Origin of the sequence: Citrobacter cronae (genome assembly GCF_016893685.1) — a bacterium.
GTDB lineage: Bacteria > Pseudomonadota > Gammaproteobacteria > Enterobacterales > Enterobacteriaceae > Citrobacter > Citrobacter werkmanii.
Map to the genome: position 1 here is coordinate 1,053,849 of NZ_CP069763.1, position 26,900 is coordinate 1,080,748.

Here is a 26,900-nt window from a genome sequence, read left to right on the forward strand (position 1 = left end):
TACTATGCGCTAATTGCACAGGTGTAGACGCTATTCACTACACACTCAAGTAACACCCCTCCGGCAACCGGAGGGGTGTTATGTCACCTCCGCCCGCGCTATTCGGCCAACGCACGCATCTCTTTAATCAGATCAGATTTCCCTTCAAAACCGATGCCCGGCAGTTCTGGCATGACGATATGACCCTCTTCCACCTTCACTGAATCCGGGAAACCGCCGTACGGCTGAAACAGATCCGGGTAACTTTCATTCCCACCGAGGCCAAGACCCGCCGCAATGTTCAGCGACATCTGGTGACCGCCATGCGGTATGCAGCGTGATGGAGACCAGCCAAACTGCGCCAGTACGTCCAGGGTACGCAGATATTCGACCAGACCGTAGGAAAGCGCACAGTCAAATTGCAGGTAGTCGCGATCCGGGCGCATGCCGCCGTAGCGCAGCAGGTTGCGCGCATCCTGATGAGAAAAGAGGTTTTCACCTGTCGCCATCGCGCCTGGGTAAAATTCTGACAGCGCGGCCTGGAGAGAATAATCCAGCGGGTCGCCGGCTTCTTCGTACCAAAACAATGGATAATCCCGTAGCATTTTGGCATAGGCAATACTGGTTTCCAGATCAAAGCGACCATTGGCATCGACGGCAAGACGCGCTTCGTCGCCAATTTCAGTCAATACCGCTTCGATACGGCGACGGTCCTCTTCCAACGATGCGCCGCCGATTTTCATTTTAACTACGTTGTAGCCGCGGTTCAGGTAGCCTCGCATTTCCTGACGCAGCGCGCTCAGGTCTTTACCCGGATAATAGTAACCCCCCGCCGCGTAGACAAAGACGCGTGGATTCGCCTCAACGCCCTTCATCTCAGCCAGCAGACGGAACAACGGCTTGTTGGCAATTTTGGCAACGGCATCCCAGATAGCCATATCCAGCGTACCAACAGCCACCGAGCGCTCACCATGGCCCCCCGGCTTTTCATTACTCATCATGACGTCCCAGATTTTATGCGGATCCAGGTTATCGCCTTCGGCATTCAGCAGACTTTCCGGGTCAGCGTCCAGAATGCGGTTACGGAAGCGTTCGCGGATCAATCCCCCCTGGCCGTAACGACCATTAGAGTTAAATCCGTATCCCACCACGCGACGACCCTCTATCTCAACGTCAGTCACAACGGCCACCAGACTGGTCGTCATCTTGCTGAAATCGATATAGGCGTTACGAATAGGGGAAGCGATGGGTTTGGTAATTTCTACAACATCGAGGATACGCATGTTTTCTCCGGCGGGTTCTTAGTCAGTTATGCTCGCACTTACACGCCTGTAAAAAGTGATAACTCATGCCGGTTTATTATTGGCATAATGTATCCAGGCAGCATTTAAGGACGCCATCGTCCTGTATTTCTCCATCTTAAGCAGTGCTCATTTACTGATCTAATGCCAAAGAGGCTGGCTGTAATGCAAAATCGGCATCACCTGGAACTCACCTGGCTTGAAGACTGCGTTGCGCTGGCGCAGTCACTCAATTTCTCTCGCGCAGCCGCTTCCCGATTTGTGACGCAGCCCGCATTCAGTCGGCGCATTGTCTCGCTGGAAGAGTGGCTGGGAACGCCGATTTTTGAGCGTAACCGCCGTGGCGTTAGCCTGACTCGAGCGGGGGAAGTTTTCGTCGCTCAAGTGCCCGAACTGATCCGGGCGCTATATACCCTGAGAAATGAAACCATTGAAGCGGCGGGAAATACACGACCGGATGTTATTTTCTCCGCAACGCACTCCCTGTCGTTCTCATTTTTTCCGGCGCTGATGCGTAATAACGAAAAAATCGCCCGTTTCGGCTCATTTCGCCTGCTGTCAGACACGCTCAGCGCCTGTGAAAGGATGATTGAAAATGGGGATGCGCAGTTTCTGCTGTGTTATTACCACCCTCACATGCACATCAATCTTGATCAGACGAAATATCTCAGCGTTCGCCTTGGACAAGAAACGTTATTACCCTACTCCAAATGTGATCCCGGCTCTCATCAGCCGCTCTGGCAGGCTATGGGGGGCAAAAAATTTCCGTTCCTCTCCTTCTCTGCAGAATCCGGTCTGGGGAGGATCCTCTCGAACACGTCACCGGTGAATCATGCCCGACGCGGTATGGACATCGCCTTCACCGCCGATCTGGCCGCCACGCTGCTGGCGATGGTCAAAGCCGGGGACGGCATTGCCTGGCTGCCGGAAAGTCTGGCGGCTCCGGATGTTCAGGCCGGGACGATTGCCGCGGCGGCCCCACAGAAGAGCGGATTATGGATACCCATTGATATCCGACTGTTTCGGCCTGCGGGCAGAATGTCCAGAGCGGTAGAAGAATTGTGGGAAATATTCGTGGGCGAGCAGAGGTAACAAAATATCCGGATGGGAGGAAACGCGCCCATTTTGCATACAAACGAGCGCGTTAAACAACCGATCTTAGTAGGTATTAAAATAATGCTGAATGAGCTCAGGATTTTTCGTTTTTGTCAGGGCTGTCATCAGCAAAACCCGGGCTTTCGCAGGATTTAATGAATCAGACACCAATCCCGGCTGCCCTTTATCCTGTGGAACAATGCCGTTACCCGTTCGGGATGCACGCACCACAATGATTCCCGCTTTCTCTGCTTTTTTAATTCCAGCTTCACTTCTGACAGAAACCGACCCGGCACCGGTTCCGGCATAGACAATCCCATCTACATGATGCGCAATTGCAGCATCATACATATATTCAGGATCGTCCTGGTAACCATAAATAATCGCTACCTGCGGCAGCTTTTTAAGATTTCTTACATCAAAAACGGAACGCAGGGTATGCGTCTTTTCAATGCGAGTTTCAAACTCTGGTTTGCCATTGACGATAACCCCTAAATACCCCTGCTCAGGGGCTTTGAAGGTATCCAGCGTGGTCGCGTTTGTCTTGGTCACAAACCTTGCAGAACCTATGCGATCATTTAAAACCACCATAACCCCCCGACCCCTTGCATTCGGATCGGCGGCCACCGTGACCGCTTCCAGCAGATTCATTGCACCGTCTGCGCTAATGGCCGTCGCGGGTCTCATCGCCGCAGTGAACACCACGGGTTTATCGCTCTTAACCGTCAGATTGAGAAAGTAGGCCGTTTCATCAAGCGTGTCGGTTCCGTGGGTAATAACGATACCGTCAACGTCATCACGCGCGAGCAGCGCATTCACCTGCTTAGATAGCTTTAAAATAATGTCACTGGTCATGTTTTCGCTGCCGATATTAGATATTTGCTGACCATCAACACTGGCAATCTTATTAATTTCAGGCACTGCTTTAATTAATGTCTGAACACCTATTTCACCAGATTTATATCCCGATGTTTGGGTGTTATTTTCAGCGGTACCAGCGATGGTTCCTCCCGTCGCCAGAATTATTATGTGAGGTTGCGTTATCGCACTAAAAACGTTTGAACTGATAAATAACATCGCCGCCGCGATGAATATTTTAATATTCATTTTCATCCTCTGAATTTAATTAATTAGGGATACAGGAAATGCTTCAAAAAAATCAAGCCAGGATTATTTTCCCGATAATAAGGCCAACGACGACAGCAACAATAACATTCACTAAACCAGGCCGCATAAAACTATGGTTAAATACATATTTGCCTATGCGCGTAGTTCCCGTGTCATCAAAAGCAAGCGCAGCCAGACATTGACCCGCCACCGGAATGAAGAAATATCCATTCACCGCAGGCCATGCACCAATGAGCGCATATGCAGGTAAGCCTAATGCCAGCCCCAACGGTAGAAGAATGAGCGTTGTTGCCGCCTGGCTACTGACCATCGCAGAGACAAAAAACATCATGATGGCAATTAACCAGGTATGTTGCTGTAATAGCGTCTGAACCTCTGCCTTAATCAGATCAATATGCCCATTGACGAAGGTTTCGCTCATCCAGGCAAGGCCAAAGGCGCAGACAATCGCCAGTGCCCCCGCGCGAAACACAGTCCCGCTGATAATTTGGTCCACCGGAGGTCGGCATATCAAGACTATCAGACAGGCAAAAGAGAGCATTGTTATCTGGATCGCTGCCGACATCGATAACGGTTGCAGCCCTTTTGCCGTTTCCACTACCGGTCGTAATTGAGGAATAATCCCTAAGAGCACAATCACCACGGCACTCATCAAAAACAGTACGACAGAGAGCTTAGCGCGAAAGGTAACTTCAGTTTTATCGTGTTGTTTCTGAGCAGGCTTTATTAAACCCTCCGCAAGCCTGCGTTGATACTCTGGGTCATCTTTTAGCTCTTTGCCTTTATTAAAGGTCGCTAAGGCCCCCATCGCGACACCCACTAACGTAGCGGGAACGCAGATCATCATAATTGTAGAAATGGATATCCCTAACGGGGCCATTAAACCAATCATTGCCGCCATCGCCGCCGATATTGGACTGGCTGTGATAGCCTGCTGCGATGCAATAACAGAAATGGATAATGGCCGCTCAGGACGGATCCCCGAATCACGGGCGACTTCAGAAATAACCGGTAATAAACTATAAACAACATGCCCCGTTCCGGACATAAAAGTGAAGATATAGCAAATAAAAGGCGCCAGCAGCGTAATATAACGAGGATGACGGCGCAGAATTTTCTCTGCCAGTTTAACCAGTAAATCCAGACCACCGGCGGCTTGTAATGATGAGGCAGCTAAAACAACCGAAAGAATAATAAGAATAACGTCAATCGGCGGTGTGGATGGGGTCAGGCCAAAAACAAATACCATGACGCCAACACCGAGTCCCCCGACCATGCCTAAAAACACACCGCCAATCCTGGCGCCAACCATTAAGGCTAAAAGAATAAAACACAATTCCGTCCAAAACATACTTCCTCCTGGCTTATCTGGAGTGAATGTTGGGTTACATGAGTGGAACAGCGTTAACAGGGTTAATACGGTTTACCAAAACCGAATGCACCGTAATCAGACAAAACATTCGCTGCAGATTTACCACCAGCCTGCATGGCGCACAGCACCCTTTCTCGATCGGGCTCAGCTGTACCTGATTGGATAATGGAGAGCATAAATCCGGTTAAAAACGCATCACCTGCCCCCAGGGTATCTACTGGCTCAATATATTTCGGCGTCCAGTCAAGAAAACCACCAGCGGAAAAATAATAAACACGTTCATGCCCGCAGGTTGCAATAATATGTCGACAACCGTATTGGTAAAGCTTATTTATTTTTTCTTTGGTTTCATCTGGTGAGATGCCACTACAGGAAATGAAGCCATAATCTACCCATGGGCATACTCTTGCGAAATAATCATCGGTGCCACGTCCAGAAAAATCGAATGATATCATGATATTTTTCTGTTTTATTTTTTCCAGCTCACTTTCAAGATAACCATTAATACTGGTGTGAACTAAGTCAAAACTGGCAATGTATCGCAGATCATCCACCGTCAGCATGAAGGGATGTTCGCGTAAAACACCATTTTTATTACTGGTGACAAACTCACGATCGCCATTATTGAGGCGAATACAGGCGTAACCGTTCTCCCCCTCATAATGCCGACTATGGGTAATATCTATCTGTAACTTATGCAATACATCTTGTATATGTTTTGCCGCGTCATCATTCCCAAACGCCCCCATGAAGGCGCTTGAAGCACCGGCTTGCTTTGCGTAGACGGAAAAATTTAAGGCATTGCCACCTGGATACATCATTCCAGAATGAAGGTATTTATCGACGACATTGTCACCTATACCTATTACGCGAATACTCATAATAATACCCTGCTCTATAAAATCTTAAAAAGCGTCCCTGCTTTTACCTTAATCCTTTAGTAATCAGTATGCTACTTTCCACATATAGCGACGTGTAGTGAGCGGATGCTGGCGAGCTTCAGCAAGCGCTCGGTTGTAGACAGGGTAAACATTATTGAAGAGAGAATGGTTAAAGTAATCAATAACCGTAGTTTTGATAGTCGACAACCCTAACTCTTTCGCGTCTATCACTTCAATTCGCTGACCATATTTTTTCAGAAAATCTAATGCACGCTCATCGACCGGGCGGGTACTACCTTCAGAAAGCTGTACGAAAAATGGTGTATTAGCATCCGTAATTTCGAACGGTCCGTGGAAGAATTCACCGCTGTGAATACAGGCTGAATGAATCCACTGCATTTCCATAAATATGCAGATACTTTGTAAATATGACGCGCCATAGCCCGCCCCACTGGCAACAGTATAAATAACTTTATCGTCTTTATATTCTTGAGCAAATGCTTGTGCCCGTTCAGCCACATGCTCGCAAGCACGATATACAATACGGTTAATTTTACTGACGCCATCCAGGAAATCGTCATAGTGAACATAGCCTTCTGTTTGCTGAAGAAGCTCTACCGCGGTAAGCAAACATTGTATCGTCTTCTCTTCAGCGACATCTTTTCCCTCGCCGAAGGTATAGGTCTCAACATAATCACAATGCGCAACCAAAGGTGAATCCATAACCCAGGTAAGCCCAATAACGGTCGCGCCATGCAGGCGTGCAATTTCTGCCGCCTTCGTGGTTTCAGGGGTATTGCCTTTATGCGAAGCAACAACAACGACGGCATTTTCACCCAGCGCAACAGGCGGGTTACTGATAAATTCCCCACTGTTGTAAAGGCCCACGCTCAGCGTTTTTGACTCTTTTTCTAAGAATGCTTTTGCCGGGTAGAACGCGGCATAAGACCCACCACAGGCAACATAGTAAACATGTTTAGTCCCCCCTTTTTCCGCCTGGCTGGCCACAATATCGTTCACAATTTCTTTAATGCTCATTATGGTTCCCTCTGGTTCAATCAATCATACAGGCGGATATCGCCTACAAAATGACTCTTAATGTATTGGTATTTTTATAATACATTTAAAGACATTTGATCAACGTAAGAACCATAAAAAATCGGGATCCGCGACACGGATCCCGATTTTAGCCAGTATCAAAGATGTAAGAGGAGGACCTATACGGTGAATCGAATCTTGTCGCCAACGATCAACTGACGAGACACACAAGATAATTCTCCTTTGTTATCAATCATTTCACTCTTAATTAAAATCAGAGGATAATTTTCACTCACCCCAAGATAGTGAGCAACCTCAAAGCTTGCATACACTAGCTCAATCATTTTGCGCGAATGGGTAAACCACAGCCCATATTTTTCACGTAAGCAAGCGTATAACGAATGATTATTGAGGTCCTCTTGCAGCAGAAAGGCAAAACGAGGAGGTAACTGGATGGTTTCCAGCGAAACGGGAATATCGTCAGCATAACGAATACGTTCAATGACTACCGCTTTCTCTTTTTCAGCCATTCCCAGCGAGGCGCTGGTCTCGTTATCCACCGATTCAAAAACCGATTTGATAGTTCGGGAGCCAGGCCGCCGCCCCTGGGACTGACACAACTCGCTAAAGCTCATAATCCCGGTCATGCTGCGCTGAAATTTTTCATTGCTGACAAACGTTCCCTTGCCAGAAACACGCGTCAGAAGATTTTCACGCGTTAGAGCATCCAGAGCTTTACGCACCGTTACACGACTAACCTGCCACTGGCTACTGAGTTCATTTTCTGTGGGGATCTGCTGACCGGGCTTGTATTCACCGCGCAAAATCGCCTCTTTCAAGGATGCCTCAAGCTGTTTATAGAGAGGTTTTGCGCTATTGCTGTCAGGTTGCTCCATCATTTGTATCCTTTTGTATTATTAGAATACCATGACATGTATTATAACTATTTACCTGACATTTGCTGGCATAAAAAAGAAAATCGGCCACAAAATCAATCTGGTGGCCGATTTATCATATTGAAATTACTGATGGTTCTGCATATACGGCGTATAAATCCCGTTCAAACTTTCGAGGAACGCCACGATATCGTCGATATCTTCCTGCGGCAGTTCCTTACCCACCTGATAACGCAGCATCAGTTTGACCGCACCATCGAGCGTAGGCACATCACCGCGATGGAAATAAGGCGCAGTCAGCGCAACGTTACGTAATCCAGGGACTTTCTGACGTAGCTTGTCACGTAGCTCATTGGTAACGTTCATCCGGCCAATATCTGCGGCAGTGACTTCGCCGAAATTAAAGTCCTTTTTCAAACCTAATGGTTCAAATGAGCGTCCGCCTAAAATAATACCGCCATGACAGGTCGCGCACTTATTTTCCTTAAACAACTGATAGCCATGTTTTTGCTGAGCCGTTAACGCTTCCTCATCACCACGTAACCACTTATCAAACGGTGAATTTGGCGTGATCAGCGTTTTCTCAAATTCAGCAATCGCATCGGTAATATTATCTCCGCTGAATCCCTGTGGATAAACCGCAATAAATTCTTGCTTCAAGAGCGGATCTTTATCCAGCTTCTGGATAATTTCATCCCAGGATTTAGATGCCATTTCAATCGGGTTCAACGGCGGACCACCTGCCTGCGCCTGCAATGTCGGCGCACGGCCATCCCAGAACTGTTCCACGTTAAAGACTGAGTTAAACACCGTTGGCGCGTTGATCGGCCCGACCGCTCCGCCTACGCCAATTGACGTTTTCCGGCCATCCACACCACCCGCATTCAGGGCATGACAGTGCGCGCAAGAGATCGTGCTGTCGCCGGAAATACGCGGATCGTGATAAAGCGTAAAGCCAAGCGCCACCTTCCGGGCATCAGTCGGGATGCTTTCTGGTATTGGCTGTACGGGTTCATTACGATGCTGCGCGGCGGTATCTTTACTGGCGTAATACTGCTCACGCTGTTTGGCGACCCAGCCCAGAATGTCTTTTCGCTCCGCATCGCTCACCTTACCGGCCCAGTGCAGCGCGGTATAACGCGTCGGCGGCATGGTTTCGTACTGCATCACCCATTCAATTTTATTCAGGTCGCTTTGCGAACGGGTTTATCCGCGACCAGCGCCGCACGAACGGCCTCAAGATTAAAGGATTTATATCCCAGTTGAATGTCGTAATTCATCAACTGCTTAGCGACAGGAAAAGAAGAATAGAAAGGTAATTCAGCCGAAGGGGTGTGACAATAATCACATCCTTTTTCGCGCAAGAATCCTAAAACTTTATTATTTGCTTCCAGCGAAGAGGCCTGAACATCAGCCTGTTTGCTCCGTTGATTATCGTGATACCACACATAACCGGATAATCCAAAATAACAAATCACGATGCCAGCTATGGCAATCGCGGTAAGACGGGTAATGATTTTCATTATTTTACCCTCACCGTTGTGAGTTATTGTGACCCAGAAAAATTAGAATAATTAATGCACAGTCTTTGTCAGACTTGACCATCATAGGAAATGAGGGGATTACTATTTTGATAAGTATCAAGCAATTACATGGAGGAGAACTATCAATAGAATAGCCTGTGCCTATTATAGCGTTAAGCCATTAGCAGGTTTCGTTCACACCTCGTTGCAATCGAATGTTCTGAAAATGGAATATCTTCAGGTCGCGCACGATTCTGAATTATTCATTATTATCATTGGGATAGTTTAATTTTTTAAATAATGCTCAACACTAAAACGTGATCAACCGCACGCTTTACTCAGCCAATACCGAAGCGAATGTCTACGCTTAACTGACGACCGGGCAACAGCCTTACTATTTCAACGTCCATCGGAGGTCTTTCTCATTATGCTCAACCAGAAACTACCCCACGCCCCTTCTGAAGAACTGACGATCGACATCGATCTGCTTTATGAAATGGATCCGTGCGAGTTAAAGCTGGATGAAATGATTGAGGCAGAGCCTGAGCCGGAGATGATTGAAGGGCTGCCCGCCTCAGATGCGTTAACCCCGGCCGATCGTTACCTTGAGCTGTTCGAACATGTCCAGTCGTCGAAACTGTTTGCCGATAGCAAAACCTTCCCCGACTGTGCACCCAAAATGGACCCGCTGGACATTTTGATCCGTTATCGCAAGGTCAAACGCCATCGGGACTTTGACCTGAAGCGCTTTGTTGAGAACCATTTCTGGCTCCCGGAAACGCCCTCCAGCGAATACGTTTCTGATCCGGCAAATTCGCTGAAAGAGCATATCGATCAATTGTGGCCAGTGCTGACGCGCGAACCGCAGGACCACATTCCCTGGTCCTCGTTGCTGCCGTTACCGCAGTCATATATTGTGCCTGGCGGACGTTTTAGCGAAACCTACTACTGGGATTCCTATTTCACCATGCTGGGTCTGGCAGAGAGCGGGCGCGAAGATCTGCTGAAATGTATGGCGGATAACTTTGCCTGGATGATCGAAAATTATGGTCACATCCCAAACGGTAATCGAACGTACTACCTGAGCCGCTCGCAGCCGCCGGTCTTTGCGCTGATGGTGGAACTGTTTGAAGAGGATGGCGTACGTGGCGCGCGCCGTTATCTTGATCATCTAAAAATGGAGTACGCGTTCTGGATGGATGGCGCCGATTCGCTGGTGCTCAACCAGGCCTACCGCCACGTAATCAGAATGTCGGACGGATCCTTGCTCAACCGCTATTGGGACGATCGTGATACGCCGCGCGATGAATCGTGGCTTGAAGACGTCGAGACCGCCAAGCATTCAGGTCGACCGCCCAATGAGGTGTATCGCGATTTGCGTGCAGGCGCGGCATCGGGATGGGATTACTCCTCACGCTGGCTACGCGATGCAGGCCGCCTTGCCAGCATACGCACGACACAATTCATCCCAATTGATCTGAACGCGTTCCTCTACAAGCTGGAGAGCGCCATCGCCAATATTTCGGCGCTGAAAGGTGACAAAGAAGCTGAAGCGCTGTTTCGCCAGAAAGCCAATGACCGCCGCGATGCGGTGAATCGCTACTTATGGGATGATGAAAACGGCTGCTATCGCGATTATGACTGGCGACGTGAACAAATGGCCCTCTTCTCTGCCGCCAGTATCGTACCGCTGTATGTCGGCATGGCAACGCATGAACAAGCCGACCGGCTGGCCAATGCGGTACGCAGCCGCCTGCTAACGCCAGGGGGTATTTTAGCCACAGAACATGAAACCGGTGAGCAGTGGGATAAACCCAACGGCTGGGCGCCGCTGCAATGGATGGCTATTCAAGGTTTCAAATTGTATGGCGACGACCATCTCGGGGATGAAATTGCCCGTAACTGGTTGAAAACGGTGAATCTCTTTTACCAGGAACACCACAAGCTTATCGAAAAATACCATATTGCCGACGGCATGCCGCGCGAAGGCGGCGGCGGGGAATATCCGCTGCAGGACGGCTTTGGCTGGACAAACGGCGTGGTGCGCCGACTCATCGGGCTGTATGGCGAACCTTAGCCGCTGGCGGCCTGACTCCTCAGGCCGTTAGTTAATCGCATCGTAGAGTTCAGTATGAATTTTTTGCCATTTCTTGTTCTCCGGGCTGGGTTCTGCGCGAGCGCGGAGCTGAGCCTGCTCAAGATCATACTGTTGACGTGCGATAACCGCCGGAACCGAACAAAAACTTTGCAGGTAGCTTTTGTGCAAGGAAGTGAGTGACGCCCCATTCGACATGGCATGACTGAGCGTACTCATAAACTGTCTGCAAGGTTTGCTCTCGTTCATCTGCGCAGGATAACGCAGCAGCAGTCTCAACACCTCGGTATTGCCCGCAGCGAATGCTTGTTCCGTCCACGCCAGCTTCCAGTCCATCCCGCCCTGCAGGAACAGTGACGTCACACGGGTATCGTTGCGATCGATAGCCGCGCGCATGTTAAAGGCATCCCAGGTGATACCCATTCGGGTCACAGATTCCCGTGCGGAAGGTGCATCACGGCGCGGTTCCTCCTGCACGATTTCAACGGATTGTCCGGATGGCGCCTGTGGCGCTGGCGAAGTGAATAACCAGAACGCACCCAGCGAAATCACCAGCACCATCACGCCGACCGCGACCCACAACATGCCTGAAATCAGCTGTTCACGCTCCTCCGCGGTGCGCTTTGCTCGCTTCTCCGGCGGATCAATACTGTCGGCGATTTCCTGTTTGTCGCCCCCCGCCTGCTCATCCTTTTGCTTTGCCATTTCCCAGAACTGGCGGACGGTCGTCTCATCAGACTCCAGATATGACGCGGGATTAACACGCGTACGCCTTTCTGCAAATGCCCGTTGTACAGGGTGAGTAATCTGTCGGTACTGACAATCCAGCAACATCAGTTGTACTGAGGTCAGCGGCTGCTGCGCGATGACGCCGTTGCGGGCCAGCCGGCAATCATCCAGAAACATACGCAACGTAAGACGTGGTTCGACAAACAACGTCAGCACCGAGGTGTCGTTAAAAATCTGGGTAAAGTGGCGTACAAACAATTTCTTATCCACGACCATAAGCGCCAGCTCGCTAAACATCATGCCGTCCAGCGCATCCCGACTGTCACCCAGTTTTAACCAACGGCGCAGGCGTTCCCCACCGAAGTGCTGTTTCAGGAAGCTGTTGAGTGGATGTTGATCCGGCCATACCCGGGCGATAAGCGATTTGAGCGTTAATTCTATGGCACGAAGCTGACGCTGCGCATGGATCTGTGCTTCCGGCTCTGCACGTTCAATCTCAGTTTCATACTTCAGTATGGGCTGTTGCTGACGCAATTGTTCCAGAGACGCCACGAAGCGTAGCGCAGAAATCAGCTGGTTTTCACTGACGTCCTGGCCATTTTCATACTGCGGCACGCTCTGCTGCAGATGACGCAGCCGTAGAGTGAACTGGCTCAATTGCGCATCGTTCATCTGCAAACGTCTGGCGACAGCTCCCCAGCCGCCCAGATTCAATCTGGCCTGGTCAAGCTGCTCAAGGAACCATCGCGGCTCTTTACCCTCTGCGACATGCACGCCTAACAGCAGCAATATTTCTACCGATGCCTGACGGATGATCGCCAGACAACGTTCAAAGGGTGTACATGTCGCTTGTAATGCGCTATTGGTCATCATCTTCCCTAACAGGACCCAAAACGTGCGGCCTCACAATGGTATGTCGTTATTTTCTATAAAAGCAGATGTGTATCGACGTAGACTAAAACACATTCATATAGCAAATAAATCTGTTTTACAGTGACTTCCGCACAATCATGGAAAATTATTCAGGAGATATGTCCGTGCCCGTATTGAAAACATCGCGCCTGATCTGTCGTCCATTGAATATTGAAGATTGGGCGTTCTTTTTAACGTTACAGCAGAACGCTGATGTGATGCGCTTTGTCGCTGATACGCGCACAGAACAAGAGATACAGGCAGCCTTTCATTCACGCTTACCAGAGTGGTCCCCCGGCAGCCCGCACTGGCTTTGCCTGGTGCTGTGCGATAAGGCATCGGGAACGCCGCTGGGGGTGACTGGATATATTCATGAAAACAATGAATGTGCCGAGGTCGGTTTTTTGCTTACTCCCGAGGCACAGGGTAAAGGTTATGGCACTGAATCCCTGCATGCCGTTTGCGATTACGCATTTACCCACGGCGGACTCCGCCGGCTGACGGCCTGCGTCACCGCAGGAAACGAAGCCTCAAGACGTCTGCTGGAAAAGATTGGGTTCATTCACGAAGGTACGCTGCGGGAAAGCTATTGGCTACAACAAACCTGGCGCGATGACTGGCTTTTCGGCCTGTTAAAACGTGAATATCAGCCGCCAATGCCATAAGGCGTTTTGCTGTAAAAACTGGCTACATGGCAACTGGCGTAACGGAGTGGATTTCTTAAAATATATCTCTTTACTCAGAGAGTATTATGCCGCTCCGTTCAACGCACTTCACACCCGCCTGTGTCGCATTTATTAAGCAATGGCAAGGCCTGTCGCTGGAAAAGTATCAGGATAAACATGGAATTTGGGTGATAGGTTACGGGCATGAAATTGCCGCAGACGAAACCTTTGATACCCCAATTACGCTAATGCAGGCAGAAGCACTTCTGCTCGCCGATCTGCATCTCTGTGAGGCGTTACTATATGAAAAAAAACCGCAAATAAAAGATCGGTTTCAACAAGAGACGTTAATTGCGTGGATATTCAGCGTGGGAATAACCCGATTTAACATGACAGAAATTTGGCCTTAAGCTATTTCACAGCCAGAAATTTTCTGACTGTGAAATTTACGTCAATTAAATAGCGTCGTTTAACATCATTGCCGCCTGCGTACGATTTTTTACCTCCAGACGCTGGTAAAGCGACTCAAGATGGGCTTTTACCGTTCCGGTACTGATATTTAACAGTCGGCCAATTTGTTTATTCGACTCGCCCGCGGCCAGCATAGTCAGAATTTCTCGCTGACGCGCACTGAGCGATCTTATATTTTGGCGGCTACTCTCAGTCACTGTAATACAGTCTCTGGGGATAAACATCATGCCCATCGCGACACTATTGAGCGCCAGTGTGAAGGTTTCCGCGTCAGAGTCACGTGGAACAATGGCCAGCACGTTTAAATGCGTGACCTCCTGTAGCCATCTTTTCCGGCAATCCGTTGCTGTTACCAGCACTTTTACCGCCGAATAGCGTTGCGCGATCTGTTGCAGCAAGTTGCGGCAGAACTCAGCATCAAGATCGCCATCCAGCATTACCATTGCATCAGGGTTGTCTTCCAGCTTCTGCCACAGGTCATCTGTCTGACTGACACCCTGAACATCCACTCCTGGAATACGTTGCTGTAAACTTACATTCATTCCATGAATAAATATTGACTGCCTGTCAAACATTATTAACTGCATTATTTATCTCCGTCTGAATAAGATATTAGCCTTAGCGCGCGGAAGGGTATTACCCATAGGGTAAAATAAGAAGTCACCATTTGGCGGGTGGGCCATTGTACCGATAGTCGTAGAAGAAAGAAGCAGAAATTATGATTAGTTACAGCTCAATCAACAGAATCACACAAAGAAACAAAAACAGAGAAATATATTAAGTAAATTCTTATATTTTGACGCTCATGTATATTAATTAATATTAATTATATGCAGTCTATATTTTTGTCGAAAAATAAGGAATGCAAACCATCATTCAAATATGTTACAAAATAAAAAATCGCATTAAATGCTTATTCAGCCAATATCTGGCTGAATAAGACACGACGGGTTACAGGAACATTCCGCCGGAGACCTCAATACGCTGCGCCGTCATCCACGCCAGCTCATCGCTGAGCAACGCGGCAATCGCGTCACCGATATCATCCGGCAAACCAACTCGCCCCAACGCTGTTTGCGAAGCAATGTACGCATTCAGTTGCGCGTTATCCCGCACATTTCCACCGCTAAAATCGGTTTCTATCGCGCCGGGGGCAATAATATTGGCCGTAATTCCGCGCTCCCCCAGTTCTTTTGCCTGATAACGGGTTAACACTTCCATCGCCCCTTTCATAGCCGCGTATGCGCTGTAACCCGGCAGCGCAAAGCGCGCAAGTCCGGTTGAAACATTGAGGATCCTGCCGCCTCTGTTCATCAGCGGTAAAAGGTTCTGCGTCAGGAAAAAAGGACCTTTAAAATGGATATTCAAAAGTTGATCAAATTGCGCTTCGGTGAACGCCGGATACGGCGCGTTAATACCAATCCCGGCATTGTTCAATAAATAATCAAAGGTGTCGCTTTGCCACTGGGTCTGTAAGGTTTCCCGCACCTGTTTTATAAACTGAGGGAATGTTGAAATATCCCCGACATTCAACGGTAATGCCGCTGCTTTACCGCCAGATTGGCGAATTTCATCCACAACCTGCAGCGCTTCTTTTTCATTGCTGTTCCACGTCAGGATGATACCGATTCCTTTGCTTGCCAGCTTAAGCGCCGCGTTTTTACCGAGTCCACGACCACCGCCGGTCACCAATGCGATACGTTGCGTCATAAGAAACCTCATTTCATGTGTAGTGAAGATTGAGACAAAGCTTATTAGGTGGTAGAAAAACAATAAATATCGCTGATTGCGCATTACTGTTTCATACAGAACAACAATAGGGCATGAGAATGGATAAAATTCACGCAATGCAGTTGTTCATCCGCGTCGCAGAACTGGAGAGTTTTTCGCGTGCAGCGGACACCCTTGGACTACCTAAAGGTAGCGTATCGCGACAAATCCAGGCCCTGGAAAATCATCTGGGCACGCAGCTGTTGCACCGCACCACCCGACGCGTCCAGCTCACACAAGACGGCATGATCTATTATGAACGCGCGAAAGATCTGCTAAGCAATCTGGATGAACTGGATGGACTATTCCATCACGATTCGGCCAGTATCAGCGGCAAGCTGCGCGTGGATATGCCGGTGGGCGTCGCGAGAAATTTGGTGATGCCTCGCCTGGCAGCCTTCTTGCATCAATATCCGGGACTTGAACTCGAACTCAGCAGCAGCGATCGGCTGGTGGACTTGATCCGCGAAGGTTTCGACTGCGTCGTACGCGTAGGTACGCTGAAAGATTCAGGGCTGATTGCCCGTCCGCTGGGTAAACTCACGCAGATTAACTGCGCCAGCCCAGAATATCTGGCCCGCTTTGGCTACCCGGAAAGCCTGGAAGATTTAGCCTCGCATGCGGTGGTGCATTACTCGGTGAACCTGGGAACGCGTGCACAAGGTTTCGAGGTGGCGACAGGCAACGGTACTCAATGGGTTAAAACCGGCGGCATGCTGACGGTGAACAGCACGGAAACCTATCATGCAGCGTGCCTTGCCGGCCTGGGCATTATTCAGGTGCCACGCGTCGGCGTACGCGACGCCCTGCGCGCCGGTACGCTGGTCGAGGTGTTAGGGCAGTATCGTGCCGAGCCGATGCCGGTTTCTCTGTTGTATCCGCATCGCCGCAACCTCTCCCGCCGGGTTCATCTGTTTATGGAATGGCTGACCGGCGTAATGAAAGATTATGTGGACTGACAAGCTATACTGTCCTGAGAATGAACAGAACAAGGAATACTGGCCTGATGACGCAGGAAAAAGAGATAAAACGCCCCATTCAGGAACTTGAGCACGCACCGATCCCAAAAATTGAGACCCAGGAGCGTGAAAAAACAGAAACCAACGGTACGACCAACCAGGCATTGCAAACAGCCCTGACCCTCGCCGATAAAATTCAACGCCAGCCCGTCATCGCCCATATGATTCGAGCCGCAGAGCGTTTTAATGACCGCATGGGAAACCAGTTTGGCGCCGCTATCACCTACTTCTCGTTCCTGTCGATGATCCCTATCCTGATGGTGTCATTTGCCGCCGCCGGTTTTATTCTCGCCTCCCACCCTACGCTGTTGCAGGATATCTTCAGCAAAATACTGCTTAACGTCAGCGACCCGACGCTCGCCTCCACGTTAAAAAACACCATTAACACTGCCGTTCAGCAGCGAACCACTGTGGGTCTGGTCGGGCTTGGGATCGCCCTTTATTCCGGGATTAACTGGATGGGTAATCTGCGCGAAGCGATTCGTGCCCAGTCGCGAGATGTCTGGGAGCGTACGCCGCAGGATCAGGAAAAAATTTGGGTTAAATACCTGCGCGATTTTGTTTCATTGATTGGTTTGTTGATTGCGCTGATTGTCACTCTGTCCATTACTTCTATCGCCGGTTCCGCCCAGCAGATGATTATCTCTGCGCTATATCTCGACGGCATCGAATGGCTGAAGCCCGCCTGGCGCCTGATCGGCCTGACCATCTCTATTTTCGCCAACTATTTGCTTTTCTTCTGGATTTTCTGGCGACTGCCGCGTCACCGACCACGTAAGAAAGCACTCATTCGCGGCACATTTATCGCGGCGCTGGGGTTTGAAGTTATCAAAATGATCATGACCTACACGCTGCCGTCACTGGTGCAATCGCCGTCAGGCGCGGCGTTTGGTTCCGTGCTTGGACTGATGGCGTTCTTCTACTTCTTCGCTCGTCTGACGCTGTTTTGCGCCGCCTGGATAGCCACGGCGGAATACAAAGATGACCCGCGAATGCCGGGGAAAACGCAATAGCCACCGCCGGAATAGTTGTCAATTRCCGGATGGMGACGCACGCGTCTTATCCGGCCTACGGGTGAGTTTGTAGGCCGGATAAGCGCAGCGCCATCCGGCAATTATAATGCCGCCTGTTCTTACTGATTTAGTGAATAAATCCAACCCGTAACTTTTATTTAACCAAAAACCAGTTTTATCATCCAAGTTTTAAATTATGTGAAGCATTTCATGGAAGTGAAATCTTCAGCCTGAATATTATCCCCTTTTTGCTCTTTTTTTGACCAATTGCAGGGTTTGTTACAGATTGAAATATCGCTTTTGCTGTGCGTAATATGGCCTTTCGTTCGGCCAAAAATAAGAAAATATTATGCAAGCAACAGCCACAACACTCGACAACGAACAGGAACACACCCCGGTCAACTCGCGCAATAAAGTTGTCGTCGCCTCACTCATTGGTACCGCCATTGAGTTCTTCGACTTCTATATCTACGCGACCGCCGCGGTGATCGTGTTTCCCCATATTTTCTTCCCACAGGGAGATCCGACCGCGGCTACGCTGCAGTCCCTCGCCACCTTCGCTATCGCTTTTGTGGCCCGGCCAATCGGCTCCGCGGTGTTCGGCCATTTCGGCGATCGCGTAGGCCGTAAAGTCACGCTGGTTGCTTCACTGCTTACCATGGGGATTTCAACGGTTGTCATTGGCCTGCTGCCGGGCTATGAAACTATCGGCATTTTCGCCCCGTTGCTGCTGGCACTGGCGCGTTTTGGTCAGGGTTTAGGTCTGGGCGGTGAGTGGGGCGGCGCGGCGTTGCTGGCAACGGAAAACGCGCCGCCGCGTAAACGCGCGCTGTACGGATCATTCCCGCAACTGGGCGCGCCTATCGGCTTTTTCTTCGCCAACGGCACTTTTCTGCTGCTCTCCTGGCTGCTGACCGATGAACAGTTTATGAGCTGGGGCTGGCGCGTACCGTTCATCTTCTCTGCGGTACTGGTGATCATCGGCCTGTACGTTCGCGTTTCATTGCATGAGTCCCCGGTCTTCGCCAAAGTCGCTGCGGCGAAAAAACAGGTGAAAATCCCGCTGGGTACCTTACTGACAAAGCATATTCGCGTAACGATCCTCGGCACGTTCATCATGCTGGCGACCTATACGCTGTTCTATATCATGACCGTCTATTCGATGACGTTCAGTACAGCCGCCGCGCCTGTAGGGCTTGGCCTGCCACGTAATGAAGTGTTGTGGATGCTGATGATGGCGGTAATTGGCTTTGGCGTTATGGTGCCTGTGGCGGGTCTGCTGGCCGACGCGTTTGGTCGCCGCAAGAGCATGCTCATCATCACCACGCTTATCATTCTGTTTGCGCTGTTTGCCTTTAAACCGCTGCTCGGATCTGGCAATCCGGCGCTGGTGTTCGCTTTCCTGCTGCTGGGTTTAAGCCTGATGGGACTGACATTTGGTCCGATGGGCGCGTTGCTGCCGGAGCTGTTCCCAACCGAGGTTCGCTACACGGGCGCATCATTCTCATATAACGTTTCGTCGATTCTTGGCGCTTCCGTTGCCCCGTATATTGCCGCATGGCTGCAGGCTAACTACGGTCTGGCAGCGGTAGGAACGTATCTGGCATCGATGGCGGCGTTGACATTGATCGCGCTGCTGTTAACCCATGAGACCCGTCATCAGTCATTATGATTCTTTTGCCGGATGCGGTGTAACCATCGCATCCGGCCTGACATCACTTCTTCATTTGCGACAGTATCGCCCGGCACTGGTTGGCTTCCCCTTCGGAAGGAGAAATCAGCGCCAACAGTGCCGCCGCTGGAGTGACTAACGTGGCTAATGCGGCGGCAACCGCACCACGCGCAATCAATGGCCCAGCTTTTACACCTGCCTGCGGGTTCTTGAAGGTCCCGCGAACATACAGCGGCGAACGCAGCGTAATAATACGAATACCTTTGCTCTCTGGATCGATGGTTAAATCCAGTTGCTCAGAGGCAAAACTCGCGGTCCCGGTCACATTGATCACCGCATTTTCCGTATCAAAAGCAAAGATTTGAGGACGCGCCACGCCGTTAACGATATCCAGATTCGCCGCCGCGCAGTTCACCCGGACCTCATCGTCACCAAATATCTGACCAACGAGATAGTTACCCAGATTTAATCCCACAATTTCCATCAGATTCCGGCTGATTAAGCCGTCGTTCATCAGCAGCTTCAGGTTGCCATTGCTGTTTCCTAACAGCGCGGCCACCGAGTTTCCGCTGCCGCTAAATTTAGCGTCACCGTTCATTTCACCGAGCGTTTTCTGCATCAGTTCTACATCCGGCATGAGCTCTTTTAGCTTCAGGCGGCGAGCCTGAATATCCGCCTGCCCACGCATCGGCTTTTTATCCCCTTCCAGATGGATTCTGGAAACAATGCTGCCTCCCGCCAGGCCAAATTTCAGCGGCTGCAGGCGCAGGTCGGCATTTTTCAGGATGATATGGGTGGAGAGATCGCTAATCGGTAGGCTGCTGCCGTGTTCAATGCGCCGACCTTTGAAACGTACGTCAGCATCCATCACATTCCATTTGTCAGTTTCGAAACGGTCATACGGTAAGACTTTATCGGCAGGCTGGACGCTCTTCTCACCTTTGCGCTGTTCAGACTGTTTGGCCTTTTCCGCGCCTTTCCCCGAATCCACACCAATCAGCGGTCCCAAATCAGCCAGTCTCAGCTGGCGTGATTCGACGTCCCCTTCCAGTTTCGGACGCGGCTTACCGGTCGTATAAGTTAGCGTTCCATGAATATCGCTGTCGCCAATACGGCCATTAAAATCGCGGTAATCAAAAACAGAGGATTTTTCCGGATCGATTTTCGCCACCAGACGCCCATCGGTTTCAAACGGCGGCGTATCCGGGAGCAGCACCCCCGTCAAATCGTACAAATCCCCTAGCGAATCACCCGAGAATTTAAGCCGCAGATCCACGCCGCCCATATTCATCGGGTCATTTACCGTACCGGTAAATGCTACGCGCGTATTGCCCGAGCGGAAATCAGCCTGCACCGGGAAAGGGGTTCCTTCGCCCCTCAGCGCCAGCATCCCGCCTATTTTTCCGCTACCGCTTAGCGGTTCGTCGTTATAGCGTCCTTTGGCCTGCAAACCAAATACGTAATCCTCAACGCGGGTTTGACTCTCTTTATTTTTTGCGCCCGTCACTTCGCTAAAAGGCAATGGCTTACCCAGCGGATCGACCAGGATCTCAAGCTCCGAGCGGGTCACCTTATCGTTTATAGCGATGCGTCCTTGATCGAAGAGAATATTATCCAGCCGGAAAGACCACGCAGAGGGCGGCGCATTGGGATCGCGGTTTTCATCTTCTGCGAGGGTAAAGGTCCAGTTATTGTTTTTTTCCGACAGGCGAATAAGGCGCGCATCAGGCTTTACCAGCTTGACCCACGGTAGCCAGACGGTTTTTGTCAGCAATGCCAGCGGCGCGAGCGTGGCTTCCACACGGGGAAGATGCACCATGGTGACGTCGGGAATGTCCGGCGGGTTGCCAAGGATAATATCCTCGGCATGAACGTGCGGCCACGGAACCCAGCTACGCCAGCCGGTTTCCTGCTTCTGGCGCTCCCAAACCACGCCCAGATCGCCCCGTATGGCGAAGGGCCGGTTGAGTTCTGTAGAGACTTTCTGGTTGATGGTCGGTTTGAGCCGGTTCCAGTCAAATGTCGCAATCACAATGATGAATACGACGATCAACAACAAGAAAACCCCTAATACTGATACGGTTATTTTGCCTGCTTTTGTCATAGTTAGCGTCCTCACTTCCTTCCTTGCCTGTCCTAAAGATAGTCCAGCAGGGCAAAATGAGGGACGCTACATCCGAATCAAAGCGACAGGATCACCTCTTCGAGGGTGTCCAGAGGTACTGGACGAGAAAGAAAATAGCCTTGCGCCGCGAAAGCCGGTGAGTTTTGCACATCACGCCACTCTTCAAGTGTTTCAACACCTTCAACAATCACCCCGCGGCAATAGCGGTTCATCAGCTGTAACAACAACGTGAAGAGATTGCGGCCTTCCGGCGTCTGGCGCAGCATGACAAACAGATCCCGCGCCACTTTAATATAGTCGTAACTCACTTCGCTCAGGGCCGAGAAGTTCGCCATTCCGGTACCAAAATCATCCAGCCAGAGGGGACCAAACTCGCACATTGAGGCGAACGACGACCCCTTCGGCAGGCGGATATGCTCCACCAGCTCAAAACGCAGCCACGGCAGGCATTCGATGATTTTCAGGATTTCAGGATCCTGGCGCATCGCAATCAGCGTTGGGCCATCGACATTCACTGAAGCCAGCAGGTTATTGGCTCTGAAAAAGTCCTTTTTCAGCTCAAGCTGCAGGAGCTGCTCTTTCACGACCTCTATACGGTGTCGGACGGCCACTTCAGCAAAATAGCGATCTGGCGCAATACGTTGGGCAGGATTATCAGGATGGGTCACGACGGTCAGCAGTTCAACGGCCATCAGCCGTCCGTCGGTCTGGTAAATCGGCTGATAGGTGTAAGCACGCTCGCACTGCAGCCAATAGCGTCTCGCCTGCAAGCTTTCGATACTCGCATCGGGCGTAATGAGCTGCTGGGTAACCTGCTTTATCATCAAAGATGTCCTGTAAATAAGAGTGTGACTGACCGGACTCGTCAAAGGTTATCGGCGCTCAGGCGCAGAACTTTACGTTCCGCCGCAGGCAAAATAAAAACCAGGCGGCAAAAAACAACGCAGAACACGTGCTGGCTCAAAAAAATAATGGAACGTTGTTTTAATATAGTTGACCACTTAACACCCACAGCGCACACTAACGCTAATTTTTTTCAGAGCAGGTTACGACTATGTCCAGAAAGATTGCCGTGATTGGCGAATGCATGATTGAGCTGTCACAGAAAGGCACCGACGTTCAGCGCGGATTCGGTGGCGACACGTTGAATACATCCGTTTATATCGCCCGCCAGGTCGATGCAGCGGCGCTTTCGGTACACTATGTGACTGCACTGGGTACTGACAGTTTCAGCCAACAAATGCTGGACTCCTGGCAGGGTGAAAATGTTGACACCTCATTAACCCAGCGTATGGAAAACCGCCTGCCGGGACTCTACTACATTGAGACCGACAGCACCGGCGAGCGCACCTTCTATTACTGGCGTAATGAAGCCGCAGCAAAATTCTGGCTGGAGAGCGAACAGTCCGCCGCGATTTGCGAAGAGCTGGCGACATTTGACTATCTGTATCTGAGCGGAATCAGCCTGGCGATTCTAAGCCCGGCCAGCCGTGACAAACTGCTGACGTTACTGCGTGAATGCCGCGCTAACGGTGGAAAAGTCATTTTTGACAATAACTACCGCCCACGCCTGTGGAGCAGCAAAGAAGAAACGCAGCAGGTTTATCAGCAGATGCTGGAATGCACCAATATCGCGTTCCTGACGCTGGATGATGAAGACGCATTGTGGGGTGAAAAACCTGTAGCCGAGGTGATTGCCCGTACTCACGCGGCTGGCGTTCAGGAAGTCGTGGTGAAGCGCGGCGCAGACTCTTGTCTGGTTTCTATCGAGGGTGAAACGCTGATCGACGTCCCGGCCGTTAAATTACCGAAAGAGAAAGTGATTGATACCACCGCAGCGGGAGACTCCTTTAGCGCCGGGTATCTGGCGGTACGTCTGACCGGTGGCAATGCCGCCGATGCCGCAAAACGTGGTCACCTGACGGCAAGCACGGTGATTCAGCATCGCGGGGCGATTATCCCACGCGACGCTATGCCGCAATAACGTGTTGTTCTTGTAGGCCGGGCAAGCGAAGCGCCCCCAGCCTACCCACCCAAGGCCGGATGGCAGCGTAATCGCCTTATCCGGCCTGGAGGTTACTGTACCGGCGGGATATCCGTCACTTCAGGATGTGATTCATCCGTTTCTACCGGCGTTGCCGCCGCGGTAACGGGCGCCATAATGCTATCCCACGTCGCCTGCAGTTCCTTCATATTGAATTCAGGCTCCCCCTTCGGCTGCAGCAGAATTAACGCCATATCTTGCGACAATTGCTGGCGCAGATCCTGATTCAGCATCTCAACGTTCAGACTGTTGAGGAAGCTCTGGCGTAAACGCTGATACTGTTCAGGCGCGATATCCACCACCTGATTTTGCAGCGAGCGCAAACGCTGGCTGATCAAAATGTCGGTATCGGTACGGCCATAGGTGGCAAACAGTTTCTGCAGTTCCAGATTTTTTTGCGCCACCAGCGCATTGAACTCTTCTTCCGGCAGGCCCTTATCACGCACTTTCGCCAGCTCACGCGCAACCGTACCGAGGTTCGCATTCAGCTTACCGTTCGGCGATTCCACGTTGATAGCGCACTGGGCACGCAGAAACAGGACCCGACAATCAAATCCAAGGCCGATATCTTTGGCATTGTTTTTGGTCAGTTCCTGCTGAATATGCCAGAACAGCGCTTCACGGGCTAAATCAGCGCGCCAGTAGCGCAACAGCGCGGCGGATTCACGGATTGGCTGCCATGGCGTGTCCCACATGATGGAAAGGCGATCCTGACGTACCGCATCGGTCATAATGCTCACGGCTTCCGCACGCAGCGGCGAAAGCGTCGGCACCGGCGCTGGGGTTTCCCGTTTTCCTTTTAACTCGCCAAAGGTTTTATTGATTTGTTCAGCCACGCTGCGCGCATCTACGTTACCCACGATAATCAGCGTCATCGCGTCCGGGGTATACCATTTCTGGTAGAAGGAGTGGATTTTCGCGGCATCGACAGGCGTTTTTAGCGGATCGGCTGGATCGTGCCCCAGCAGGGTTGATCCCTTCAGACGGTAACGCCACCACCCCTCTTTGGTATCTGACGGCCAGGTTGCGACCATATCTTCGCTACTCAGCGCATGATTAACCGTTTCAGGAGTGATGCTCAGATTGCCGGAAATATTCGCCAGGTAAGTAAGTGACTCTTTCAGCAAGTCGTTACGGCTGTTAGGCAGACTGAGGTTATATAGCGTGGAATCATAAGAAACGATAACGGGCGGCATGGGACGTTTGGGATCGAACCCCTGCTGCCACAGTGAACGGGCTTGCGTGGCATCAAGGCCACCGCTTTGCGTCAGCGCGATACGCGGGATCGCATGGCTGAAACCACTCTGTTGCGTACTTTCGGTGAGTGAACCGGTATTGACCAGCAGGCGAACCTCAATACGGTCGCTGGGGCGCTGGGGAGTGGCTAGCACTTGCCACTGTAGACCATTTGCCAGCGTGCCCTGTTGCCACGCCGGGTCAGGCTGGAGCGCATCTGCCTGCACATAGCCGGCAGTGGCCATCATCAGCAAGCCGCCCGCTAAAAGTCGAATTTTTGTGCCCTGCATGTGAACCCCTGATCAACTATCCTGGTAATAAAAAGACAGCCCGCGAAAGGACTCTCTGAATATGACGTTAAAAACACTTCGTGTTAGACCGCAAGAACATGAAAATGTCACGGAGGAAGTGAAAAAATCCCGACGCCGCCGAATCGACGGTTTCAGGCACAGGGGGTAATTATGCGCAAACACCCGCAGTCCTGGAAGGGACTACGGGCATAAGTGACGAGATTAAGAGGATAAATCGTGCGTTTTGCCATCCGGCGCACGATTATTCAGCGTGTCATCCAGCTTTTTGGTATCCAATTCTTTCACCCATTTAGCCACAACGACAGTTGCCACACCGTTACCAATCAGGTTGGTCAGCGCACGGGCTTCAGACATAAAGCGGTCAATACCGAGAATTAGCGCCAGGCCAGCGACCGGTAAATGCCCCACCGCAGAGATAGTCGCGGCCAGAACAATGAAGCCACTCCCGGTCACACCCGCAGCACCTTTTGAGGAGAGCAGGAGCACGACCAGCAGGGTTATCTGATGGAAAATATCCATATGACTGTTGGTGGCTTGAGCGATAAACACCGCCGCCATCGTCAGATAGATGGATGTCCCATCAAGGTTAAACGAGTACCCCGTGGGTATAACCAACCCGACAACCGACTTCCGACAGCCCAGTTTCTCCATTTTATCGAGCATACGCGGCAGTGCGGATTCAGATGAAGACGTACCCAGAACGATCAGCAGTTCTTCACGGATATAGCGGATGAATTTGAAGATGCTGAAGCCAGTCGCGCGAGCAATGGAGCCCAGTACCAGAACCACAAACAGAATACAGGTGATGTAGAAGCAGATTATCAGCTGCCCCAGTTGCACCAGCGTTCCGACGCCATATTTACCGATGGTAAAAGCCATGGCACCGAAAGCACCGATCGGCGCCAGGCGCATGATCATATTGATGATGCCGAAAATAACCTGCGAGAAGCTTTCAATTACGTTGAAAATCATCTGGCCTTTGCTGCCCAGACGATGCAGAGCAAAACCAAACATTACCGCAAACAGTAATACCTGCAGGATGTTACCGCTGGCAAACGCGCCAATGACGCTCGCAGGGATAATGTCCATCAGGAAACCTACGATCCCCTGGTCTTTTGCCTGTTCGGCGTAAATCGCTACCGCTTTGGCATCCAGCGTTGCCGGATCGACGTTCATCCCGGCACCAGGTTGCACCACGTTGACGATGATGAGGCCGATGATCAGCGCAATCGTACTGACAATTTCAAAATAGAGCAGTGCAACCGCACCGGTGCGGCCTACTGCTTTCATACTTTCCATGCCTGCAATGCCGGTCACGACAGTACAGAAGATGACAGGTGCGATGACCATCTTGATGAGCTTAACGAAAGCATCACCAAGCGGCTTCATTTGGGCGCCTAATTCAGGGTAGTAATGGCCAAGGAGAATACCAATGGCAATTGCTGTCAGGACCTGAAAGTAAAGGCTTTTGAATATAGAGGTCTTCATAGGGTGTCCTTAAAGTAAAAACCACAGGTCTTGTAAGGTTTTGTTTAACCTGCGGCCTTAAAGTAACACCCACTCAACATGACAGAAATGCACCTGGATCATAATTGATACAAAAATGTTAAAAATTTTGAGCTGGC

The 26,900-nt window shown here is 50.6% G+C and carries 21 protein-coding genes and 1 pseudogene; 8 read left to right on the forward strand and 14 right to left on the reverse strand.

Translation table 11 applies throughout. From position 1 onward, the window contains the following. Positions 1-98 precede the first annotated feature (98 nt). Entirely contained in the window at positions 99-1,262 is a 1,164-nt protein-coding gene (locus tag JSN25_RS04685; protein ID WP_085049058.1) for a mandelate racemase/muconate lactonizing enzyme family protein, read from the reverse strand. A 183-nt stretch (positions 1,263-1,445) separates the two neighbouring features. Here JSN25_RS04685 and JSN25_RS04690 point away from each other — a divergent pair, with 183 nt between their 5' ends. After that, positions 1,446-2,372, forward strand: a complete 927-nt coding sequence (locus JSN25_RS04690; protein ID WP_085049059.1) for a LysR family transcriptional regulator — start codon at positions 1,446-1,448, stop codon at positions 2,370-2,372. A gap of 66 nt (positions 2,373-2,438) precedes the next feature. Here the strand turns inward: JSN25_RS04690 and fraE are convergent, their stop codons facing one another. The 6 genes and pseudogenes from fraE to JSN25_RS04720 all read right to left on the reverse strand — a co-directional run bounded on the left by fraE (position 2,439) and on the right by JSN25_RS04720 (position 9,213). After that, complete coding sequence (gene fraE, locus JSN25_RS04695; protein WP_085049060.1) at positions 2,439-3,482, reverse strand: fructose-asparagine asparaginase; 1,044 nt, start codon at positions 3,480-3,482, stop codon at positions 2,439-2,441. Between the two features lie 52 nt (positions 3,483-3,534). Next, positions 3,535-4,854: an anaerobic C4-dicarboxylate transporter family protein gene (locus tag JSN25_RS04700; protein ID WP_038635104.1), complete on the reverse strand. Its 1,320-nt coding sequence runs from the start codon at positions 4,852-4,854 to the stop codon at positions 3,535-3,537. A 62-nt stretch (positions 4,855-4,916) separates the two neighbouring features. Further along, positions 4,917-5,756: a fructoselysine 6-kinase gene (locus JSN25_RS04705; protein ID WP_038635106.1), complete on the reverse strand. Its 840-nt coding sequence runs from the start codon at positions 5,754-5,756 to the stop codon at positions 4,917-4,919. A 63-nt stretch (positions 5,757-5,819) separates the two neighbouring features. Then, entirely contained in the window at positions 5,820-6,797 is a 978-nt protein-coding gene (gene fraB, locus JSN25_RS04710; protein WP_087857266.1) for a 6-phosphofructose-aspartate deglycase, read from the reverse strand. A 176-nt stretch (positions 6,798-6,973) separates the two neighbouring features. After that, the gene (locus JSN25_RS04715) at positions 6,974-7,693 is read right to left on the reverse strand and encodes a GntR family transcriptional regulator (RefSeq protein WP_087857176.1); all 720 of its coding nucleotides are present in this window, start codon (positions 7,691-7,693) and stop codon (positions 6,974-6,976) included. A 123-nt stretch (positions 7,694-7,816) separates the two neighbouring features. Continuing rightward, positions 7,817-9,213 (reverse strand): annotated as a pseudogene (locus JSN25_RS04720) (cytochrome-c peroxidase). 427 nt (positions 9,214-9,640) lie between these two features. On the opposite strand from JSN25_RS04720, the gene JSN25_RS04725 reads away from it, so the two are divergent. Beyond that, positions 9,641-11,290, forward strand: a complete 1,650-nt coding sequence (locus JSN25_RS04725; protein ID WP_032940627.1) for an alpha,alpha-trehalase — start codon at positions 9,641-9,643, stop codon at positions 11,288-11,290. A 27-nt stretch (positions 11,291-11,317) separates the two neighbouring features. Here JSN25_RS04725 and JSN25_RS04730 read toward each other — a convergent pair whose 3' ends face one another. Continuing rightward, positions 11,318-12,907 carry an STY4199 family HEPN domain-containing protein gene (locus tag JSN25_RS04730; RefSeq protein ID WP_085049062.1) on the reverse strand — a complete coding sequence of 530 codons (1,590 nt, stop codon included), beginning with the start codon at positions 12,905-12,907 and terminating at the stop codon, positions 11,318-11,320. A gap of 167 nt (positions 12,908-13,074) precedes the next feature. Between JSN25_RS04730 and JSN25_RS04735 the strand changes: the two genes are divergently transcribed. Together JSN25_RS04735 and JSN25_RS04740 are read left to right on the forward strand one after the other, a co-directional pair. Further along, entirely contained in the window at positions 13,075-13,614 is a 540-nt protein-coding gene (locus tag JSN25_RS04735; protein ID WP_085049163.1) for a GNAT family N-acetyltransferase, read from the forward strand. Between the two features lie 86 nt (positions 13,615-13,700). Further along, the gene (locus JSN25_RS04740) at positions 13,701-14,024 is read left to right on the forward strand and encodes a glycoside hydrolase family protein (RefSeq protein WP_069323754.1); all 324 of its coding nucleotides are present in this window, start codon (positions 13,701-13,703) and stop codon (positions 14,022-14,024) included. Positions 14,025-14,069: 45 nt separating this feature from the next. Here the strand turns inward: JSN25_RS04740 and JSN25_RS04745 are convergent, their stop codons facing one another. Continuing rightward, complete coding sequence (locus JSN25_RS04745) at positions 14,070-14,672, reverse strand: helix-turn-helix transcriptional regulator (protein ID WP_160955353.1); 603 nt, start codon at positions 14,670-14,672, stop codon at positions 14,070-14,072. A gap of 364 nt (positions 14,673-15,036) precedes the next feature. Beyond that, a complete protein-coding gene (locus JSN25_RS04750) occupies positions 15,037-15,795 on the reverse strand; it encodes an SDR family NAD(P)-dependent oxidoreductase (RefSeq protein WP_159121634.1) in 759 nt (252 codons plus the stop codon). Positions 15,796-15,914: 119 nt separating this feature from the next. Here JSN25_RS04750 and JSN25_RS04755 point away from each other — a divergent pair, with 119 nt between their 5' ends. The 3 genes from JSN25_RS04755 (at position 15,915) to JSN25_RS04765 (ending at position 19,559) form a co-directional block, all read left to right on the forward strand. After that, positions 15,915-16,814, forward strand: a complete 900-nt coding sequence (locus tag JSN25_RS04755) for a LysR family transcriptional regulator (protein WP_038635118.1) — start codon at positions 15,915-15,917, stop codon at positions 16,812-16,814. 47 nt (positions 16,815-16,861) lie between these two features. Beyond that, positions 16,862-17,887: an inner membrane protein YhjD gene (yhjD, locus tag JSN25_RS04760; RefSeq protein ID WP_121529674.1), complete on the forward strand. Its 1,026-nt coding sequence runs from the start codon at positions 16,862-16,864 to the stop codon at positions 17,885-17,887. Between the two features lie 349 nt (positions 17,888-18,236). After that, positions 18,237-19,559, forward strand: coding sequence for an MFS transporter (locus JSN25_RS04765; RefSeq protein ID WP_069323751.1), 1,323 nt, complete (start codon positions 18,237-18,239; stop codon positions 19,557-19,559). Positions 19,560-19,602: 43 nt separating this feature from the next. Here the strand turns inward: JSN25_RS04765 and JSN25_RS04770 are convergent, their stop codons facing one another. Both JSN25_RS04770 and pdeH read right to left on the reverse strand, forming a co-directional pair. Continuing rightward, complete coding sequence (locus tag JSN25_RS04770) at positions 19,603-21,663, reverse strand: AsmA family protein (RefSeq protein WP_199952775.1); 2,061 nt, start codon at positions 21,661-21,663, stop codon at positions 19,603-19,605. 77 nt (positions 21,664-21,740) lie between these two features. After that, positions 21,741-22,508, reverse strand: coding sequence for a cyclic-guanylate-specific phosphodiesterase (gene pdeH, locus JSN25_RS04775; protein ID WP_061380956.1), 768 nt, complete (start codon positions 22,506-22,508; stop codon positions 21,741-21,743). A 230-nt stretch (positions 22,509-22,738) separates the two neighbouring features. Between pdeH and kdgK the strand changes: the two genes are divergently transcribed. Further along, complete coding sequence (gene kdgK / locus JSN25_RS04780) at positions 22,739-23,668, forward strand: 2-dehydro-3-deoxygluconokinase (RefSeq protein WP_204525483.1); 930 nt, start codon at positions 22,739-22,741, stop codon at positions 23,666-23,668. Positions 23,669-23,760: 92 nt separating this feature from the next. On the opposite strand, the gene JSN25_RS04785 is transcribed toward kdgK, so the two are convergent. Further along, positions 23,761-25,254, reverse strand: coding sequence for a M16 family metallopeptidase (locus tag JSN25_RS04785; protein WP_038635132.1), 1,494 nt, complete (start codon positions 25,252-25,254; stop codon positions 23,761-23,763). 222 nt (positions 25,255-25,476) lie between these two features. Beyond that, entirely contained in the window at positions 25,477-26,763 is a 1,287-nt protein-coding gene (gene dctA, locus JSN25_RS04790; protein WP_006687518.1) for a C4-dicarboxylate transporter DctC, read from the reverse strand. Positions 26,764-26,900 lie beyond the last annotated feature (137 nt).